Below are 7723 nucleotides of genomic sequence, written 5' to 3'. Positions count from 1 at the left end.
GCCTGAACTTTCTCATTTCCTCCACGTATGCCAACTGTATAATTTTGTGTTAAGCCCGTGCGGTAAACGGCATTCTGCCAATCTATATTATGGAGGGCGCTCGGCGTATGCCACACCGGCAATCCAAAATAAGAATGCGTTGAATCAGCCGCTTCAACTTCATTGGAAAGACTCGCAAACTGCTGTGCATTTAACAGCTTATATTCTTTTGGCCTGGACTGAACAGCATTATAAGCATCTAAGGAAACCTGGACCTTATTATTTTTTGTACCCTTCTTTGTAGTAATGATTACAACTCCATTAGCCGCACGTATACCATAAATAGCCGTTGCCGATGCATCTTTCAACACATCTATGCTGGCAATATCATTTGCGTTGATATTATTAATTCCTCCTGTTGTAGGATAGCCGTCTACAACATATAAAGGATTATTACCCCCACTGGCCAGACTACCAACACCTCGTATTAACACTGATATATTCCCCCCGGGAGAAGCATCATTATTTATTATTTGTACCCCTGCAGCCCGCCCCTGCAACGCCTGCTGAGCCGTAGTAATCGGTACCTTTTCTATTGAAGCCGCGGAGATGCTACTTACAGACCCCGTCAAGTCTTTACGCTTTTGGGTACCATAACCCACCACGACAACTTCGTTTAAGTTAGAGACTGTGGTTTTTAATGAAACCGAAATCTGGGTCTGGTCATTTATTAATACGTCCTGCGACTCATATCCGATGGTCGTAAATATTAATGCCTTCGCTGAATTTGGAATCGAGATGGAATAATTTCCATCGTTGTCGGTCTGAGTTGCCAGTTTGGTACCTTTCACACTAACTGTAGTGCCAACTACTGGTTGCCCGGTTGAGGCATCTGTAACTTTTCCGGAGATAGATTTTTGTTGAGCAAACGTTTGCGTAAGGCTAAAAATGACGAGTAAACTGATGAACAGTATTTTTTGTCTCATAATCAAGTAATTGGTGTAAGATGAATTAATTTGGTAATAAATCTAAGCAAAACTATTTTTCCTAAAAAATAAAAAATGGCACTATATTAAAATAGTATTAACAAAAGATAGAATTGTATAATTATTCGTGTCAAAAGTACAATTATTATTTTTTGGGCAGCTTACCAAGAAATGTAGGAGGCATCGCAATGATTATATTATTAATAAATGTAGGTTGAACCGGCAACCCAATTTGTATCACATGTTTGAAAATCAAGATAAAAAAATATCTAAAATTATATTTGGGGCCGGTTTCAAGTCTAATATCGTTTATTAAATACTTTTTAATAATTCAAAAATTGACGTGCTGTAAATTCAGCACATCCCAATAAAACAAATCAGTATATTTATCCGCGATTGAATTATGACTAATATGAGAATTTATGACATGGCATAAACCAAGGCTTACTTTTTCGCAAATAATAAATATGAATGTTGGGTTCTTTGGCATTCAATATAGCTTCGGATTACAACAAAGTGCGGTAAACCCGATCTACGATTTTTTAGGAGCAAGCCCGGACCAGATTCCGTGGCTCAATTTAGCGGGACCTCTTACGGGTTTAATAATACAACCAATTATCGGAGCCTTAAGCGACAAAACGTGGCATCCGAGATGGGGAAGAAGAACTCCCTATTTTTTTATTGGCGCAATGACCTGCAGCGTGGCTTTATTTCTGTTTCCTTTTAGCAGCGCTTTATGGATGGCCGCCAGTTTACTATGGTTGTTAGATGCGGGAAATAATACGGCAATGGAACCTTACCGGGCTTTTATTGCAGATAAATTAGATGCATCTCAACAACCGACTGGCTTCCAGGCACAAAGTTTTTTTACCGGCTTCGGACAAACGCTGGCTAACGTGTCTCTGTTCATTTTCCCGATGATATTTATTGGAAAAACCGGCAAATTACCAACCTGGGTTTTTGCGTCATTTTTTTTAGGAGCGGCCTGCTCCATTGGCTCTATCTGCTGGAGTATATATAAAACCCCGGAAATACCTCCCAGTGCTGAAGAACTCTCAGCATTAAATGAAAGAAACAAAGGAATGCCACCAGCTATTGTACAATTTCTTTTAACCATTCTAACTTCTGTAGTTGCTTATATAGTACTGGCACTCTTAATTATACCCACGATCTTTTATAGAAAGTTATTCAGAAAATTTCTTAACTACGCACGTGCGCATTCGTTTTTGAAAGTCTTGTTTGCGCAGAATATTGAAATTCTCGATGCCATGGTGGATATGCCAAAAGTAATGTGGCAACTGGCGTTAATTTACTTATTTCAATGGTATGCACTTTTTTGCTATTGGCAGAATTCTTCTAAAAGTGTTGCATTATCTGTATGGCACACTACGCCAAAACAAAATGCAGAATTGTATGAAAAAGCTGTGAGTTGGACGGGCCTCGTAAACGGCTGGTATAATATTGTTACCTTTTTGTGTGCCTTTGGCCTCGTTTGGTTTGCAAAAAAATATTCGCCCAAGTTGGTACATTTTGGATGTTTGGTTTTGGCGGGTATTGGGTTTCTCGCATTTCCCCATATCGAAAATAAATACTTTCTGTTTCCGGCCATAACCGGCTTTGGTATTGGATGGGCCAGTATGATGGGGATTCCCTATTTAATGGTAGTTAGTAAGATACCAAAGGAAAGGTATGGTGTTTACATGGGTATTATAAATATGATGATCGTTATTCCGATGTTTATACAAACGACTACATTTGGATTTATACTAAAACATTTTTTGCATGATGATCCGAGAAATGCCATCACATTTGCGGGTGTGCTTTTATTAATTGCTGCATCAGCAACGCTTCTCATTAAAGCTGAGAAACCTGGCATTGATGAAATAATTCCCATTGGCGCAGGCCATTAGTTCAGACACAAAAATGACCGGTATAAATCTACTTAGAACAGGGTTTAATTATATCTTCATTCACAAATAGAAAAAAATGAAAATTCTTTGTATTGGCGAAGCGCTCATAGACATGATTTGCACCGATACCGGCCTGTCACTTTCAAAAGGTGAAAACTTCCTAAAGAAACCAGGTGGGGCACCAACTAACGTTGCTGCCGCAATTGCCGCCTTAGGAGGCGATGTTCTATTGTCCGCTAAGGTTGGTGCTGATCCTTTTGGCCAGCAACTAATTGACGTGATGAAAGATTTTGGTGTATCGACAGTATGGATGTTGCAAGACAAAAATCACTTTACCACTTTTGCCTTTGTATCCCTGATGAAAGATGGCGAACGTGATTTTGTTTTCAATCGGGGTGCGGATGGCCAGTTAAGCAAAAGCGACATCGCAGGAATTGACTTAGATGAATGTGCCATTGTGCATTTTGGTTCTGCTACCGCGTTTCTGCCAGGCCCACTGCGCAGTGCCTATAAAAGCTTATTGCAAAAAGCAAAGGAAAAAAATATTTTTATCAGTTTTGATCCCAACTTCCGGCAATTGCTTTGGAGAAGTAATGTATCGTCGTTCATTAAACAGTCGTGGCATTTTATGGAGCAATGTGATTTCTTTAAAGTAAGCGATGAAGAAGCAATGCTGCTAACCGGTAAAGATTCCGTGATTGATGCTGCCGGCATCCTGGCAGAAAAAACCACGGCCACTTTTGCCATAACCCTTGGGAAAGAAGGAACCATGCTGGTACATAAAAAAAATAAATCGACGATACCCAGTATACCCGTAAAGCCTATAGATACTACAGGCGCCGGCGACGCTTTTGTTGGCGCCGTATTATACCAGTTAAGTAAATTTTCGCCAACGGTGATACTTGCCCTTGGCGCAGCGGACTGGAAAGAAATTATTGCCAACGGCAACAAAGCAGGTGCCCGCACGTGCGAATATATGGGTGCCATGGAAGCATTTAAACATTTAAATAACCTGATATTAGATTAATAACGGAAAGGCATGTACGATTTTAAAGTTCATTCGAAAATAGAAGATATAATTGCTGAACAACTACCCGAAAGATCCACTGAGAATAATTTATTGTCCTCCCGGTTTATTGCCAACGCATTTTTTATTCATTCATTATACGATGGCTTATATGGCGGCCATCCAAAAGCCGATATTTTTTTTGAAAAATTATTGAGAACAATTATCACAGCTTTTAAAAACCGCAATCCAGGCTTGAAACTAAAAGATATTCGTAAACTTCAAAAAGGAAACTGGTTTCTCAGCAATGAGCTCGCGGGAATGAGCCTTTACGTTGACCGGTTTTGCGGAACAATTAATAAACTCGACGAAAAGCTTCCGTATTTTAAAGAACTGGGAGTTAACCTGCTGCATCTAATGCCGCTTTTCGAGAGCCCTGAGGGAGAAAGTGATGGCGGTTACGCTGTTTCAAATTTCCGGGAGGTGGATAAACGTTTTGGCTCCCTGGCAGACCTGAAACATCTTCAACAAAACATGAGCGATAACGATATGTACCTGATGGTTGATATTGTTCTGAATCATACTTCGCATCGGCATGAATGGGCCAGGAAAGCAAAGTCAGGTGATACCGAATACCAGGATTTCTTTTATATGTATGAAGACCGAAACATTCCTGATGAGTTTGAAAAGTCAATGCCGGAAATTTTCCCGGAAAGTTCGCCGGGAAATTTTACATGGATTGAAGATTGCAATAAATGGGTAATGACGGTTTTTCATCGCTATCAATGGGATCTTAATTATTCAAATCCCGAAGTATTTGTGGCGATGCTTGATACCATATTCTTTTATGCAAATTTGGGAATCGATATCCTTCGTATAGATGCGCCGGCATTTATCTGGAAACAAATTGGAACAACCTGTCAAAATTTACCCGAGGCGCATAATATCTTAAGACTTATAAAACTTTGTACCGAAATAGCAACACCGGGCATGGCCTTGCTGGGCGAAGCGATTGTTTCACCAAAAGAAATCATGAATTATTTTGGAACAGGAACCTTTACTGCGAAAGAATGTGACTTTGCCTACCATGCTACCCAAATGGCTCTGCAATGGGATGCACTCGCAACTGCTAATACCCGAACCATGCTTGCTGCGCAAAATATTTTATTAAAAAAACCTGTAGGCACTTCGTGGATTACCTACACACGCTGCCATGATGATATTGGCCTGGGGTACGATGATTATATGATTCAGCAATCTGGATTTGATGCCTACGAACACCGGCAGTTCTTAAAAAATTATTATTCAGGAAATTATCCAGGATCTCCTGCAAAAGGCGCATTGTTTTCTTACAATCCAAAGACGGGAGATGCCCGTATCAGCGGAACGCTGGCCTCTTTGTGCGGACTGGAGAAAGCAGTTGAAGACAACGATCAAAATGAAATCACGATTGCAATCAATAAAATATTGTTGATGCAGTCATTAACCTTTTTTGTTGGCGGCATGCCTATGATTTTTTATGGTGATGAGGTGGGATATACTAACGATAGCACTTATTTAAATGACGCCGGAAAAAGTTATGACAATCGCTGGATGCACCGACCGGTAATTAATTGGGGCAAGAACCAATTGAAAGATGTTAATGGAACAATTGAAAACAGAATATTTAAAGGCACGCAGCGTCTTCTTCGCATTAGAAAAAAATTACCTGCTGTTGCTGACACCGGTAATCTTATATGGATAACGCCCCATAATATTCACATCGCGGGATTTATGAGAGTTACGCAAGAGCAGCAAATTTTTTGTTTATTCAATTTTAGCAGTAAGCCCGCCTATTTAACATGGTACGCATTTAAAGAAAATAAAAATGTTCCTCAAAAACTATACGATCACTGGTCGCAGGAAAAATACCGTGTTGGCAACGATCATGAATACCTGATCATTCAACCTTATGGTTTTCACATAATGGAAGCTGTTTAGATAAGGTAAACACTTATAATTTAAATACATTTGAACAAAATATTGATACAATAACTTAACCTCTCCACATTAATCGTCTAATGAAAAAATACATTTCATTGCGCCTCGCAATTGTCTCCGTTTCTGCATTATTGCTTTTCAGTTGTAACAAACGTTCTGGCCGGCCAAGCTTATTAGTCTTTACAAAAACGACAGGCTTCCATCATTCTTCCATACCTGCCGGCGTAGATGCCATTATTAAACTTGGCCAGGAAAATAACTTTGGTGTAGACACTACCTCCAACGCTGAAATGTTTACACAAGACAGTTTACATAAGTATGCAGCAGTGGTGTTTTTAAGTACAACCGATAACGACGACATTCTTTTAAACAACTACCAGGAAAACGCCTTTCAGCGGTATATTGAAGCCGGTGGCGGATTTGTAGGTATTCATGCCGCAACAGATGCAGGCTATCACTGGGGCTGGTACCAGCGATTGGTGGGAGCCACGTTTAACGGACATCCGGAGCAACAACAGGCAAGCTTACACGTAGTTGACAAAAATGATATCTCTACCAAACATCTGCCCGATCCGTGGATACGAAAAGATGAATGGTACAATTTTAAGAACCTCAGCAGCAATGTACATGTATTATTAACTATCGATGAAAAAAGTTATAAAGGCGGCACTAACGGTGACTACCACCCGATGGCATGGTATCATGACTATGATGGTGGAAGAGCGTGGTATACAGAATTAGGTCACACTGAAGAATCTTACAGCGACTCCAATTACCTTAAACATATTCTTGGTGGAATTAAATATGCTATGGGTGATCATAATGAATTGGACTATTCAAAAGTACCCACACCCATCATTCCTGAAGAAAACCGGTTTGTAAAAACACAATTGGTACAAGGCACTTTTTTTGAGCCAACTGAAATGACGATTCTTCCAAACCTCGATGTATTAGTAGCACAACGCAGGGGAGAAATTATGCTTTATAAGAACGATACGAAAACGGTTAAACAGGCCGGATTTTTAAATGTATACTGGAGAACAGATAAGCCAGGCGTAAACGCAGAAGAAGGATTGCTGGGCATTCAGAAAGATCCTGATTTTGCCAAAAACCATTTTGTATATATTTATTACAGCCCAACAGACACTTCCGTGAATCGCTTATCGAGGTTTACCTTTAATAACGATTCAATTGACCCCGGGTCTGAAAAAATAATTTTACAATTGTATTCCCAGCGAGACATCTGCTGCCACACAGGCGGTTCAGTTGCGTTTGGTAAAGACAGGCTATTATATGTATCAACGGGTGATAACACGACTCCTTTTGATGAACCTAACCAACCATTTGCGAGTCACGGCTATGCGCCGTTAGATGACCGTCCCGGGCATCTGCAGTATGACGACCGTCGCAGTGCAGGCAACACGAATGACCTTAGGGGTAAAATCTTACGGATAAGAGTAAACGAAGATGGAACGTATACCATTCCTGATGGTAATTTGTTTCCCAAAGGCATGGCCAAAACAAAGCCGGAAATATATGTAATGGGCGATAGAAACCCCTATCGCATTTCCGTAGATCAAAAGACGGGGTTTTTATATTGGGGCGAAGTAGGCCCTGATGCCAATAACGATAGCATGGAAACCCGTGGCCCACGTGGTTATGATGAATTTAACCAGGCAAGAACAGCAGGTTTTTTTGGCTGGCCATTTGTCATAGCTAACAATCTTCCTTACCGGGAATATGACTATGCTACGGGTAAATCAGGAGCCGCATTCGATCCTTCTAAACCGATCAATAATTCCCGAAATAATACCGGCTTACAGCAATTGCCTCCTGCGCAACCTGCGTTTATCTGGTATCCT

General features: G+C 40.4%; 5 protein-coding genes. 4 read left to right on the top strand and 1 reads right to left on the bottom strand.

The annotated features are described in order from the left end of the window. Positions 1 to 965, bottom strand: a 965-nt coding sequence (locus ACO1O5_RS09205; RefSeq protein ID WP_486269555.1) for a TonB-dependent receptor plug domain-containing protein, incomplete at its 3' end; no start/stop codon positions are given. Between the two features lie 422 nt (positions 966 to 1387). Between ACO1O5_RS09205 and ACO1O5_RS09200 the strand changes: the two genes are divergently transcribed. From ACO1O5_RS09200 to ACO1O5_RS09185, 4 genes are all read left to right on the top strand, one after another. Then, positions 1388 to 2875, top strand: coding sequence for an MFS transporter (locus ACO1O5_RS09200; protein WP_486269554.1), 1488 nt, complete (start codon positions 1388 to 1390; stop codon positions 2873 to 2875). 76 nt (positions 2876 to 2951) lie between these two features. Beyond that, complete coding sequence (locus ACO1O5_RS09195) at positions 2952 to 3902, top strand: carbohydrate kinase family protein (RefSeq protein WP_486269553.1); 951 nt, start codon at positions 2952 to 2954, stop codon at positions 3900 to 3902. A gap of 12 nt (positions 3903 to 3914) precedes the next feature. Then, complete coding sequence (locus tag ACO1O5_RS09190; RefSeq protein ID WP_486269552.1) at positions 3915 to 5861, top strand: alpha-amylase family glycosyl hydrolase; 1947 nt, start codon at positions 3915 to 3917, stop codon at positions 5859 to 5861. An 80-nt stretch (positions 5862 to 5941) separates the two neighbouring features. Continuing rightward, positions 5942 to 7723: ThuA domain-containing protein (locus tag ACO1O5_RS09185; protein WP_486269551.1), on the top strand; the 1782-nt coding region annotated here is incomplete at its 3' end.

Source organism: Ginsengibacter sp. (assembly GCF_057362405.1).
This window is presented reverse-complemented; position numbering and strand designations above follow the sequence as displayed.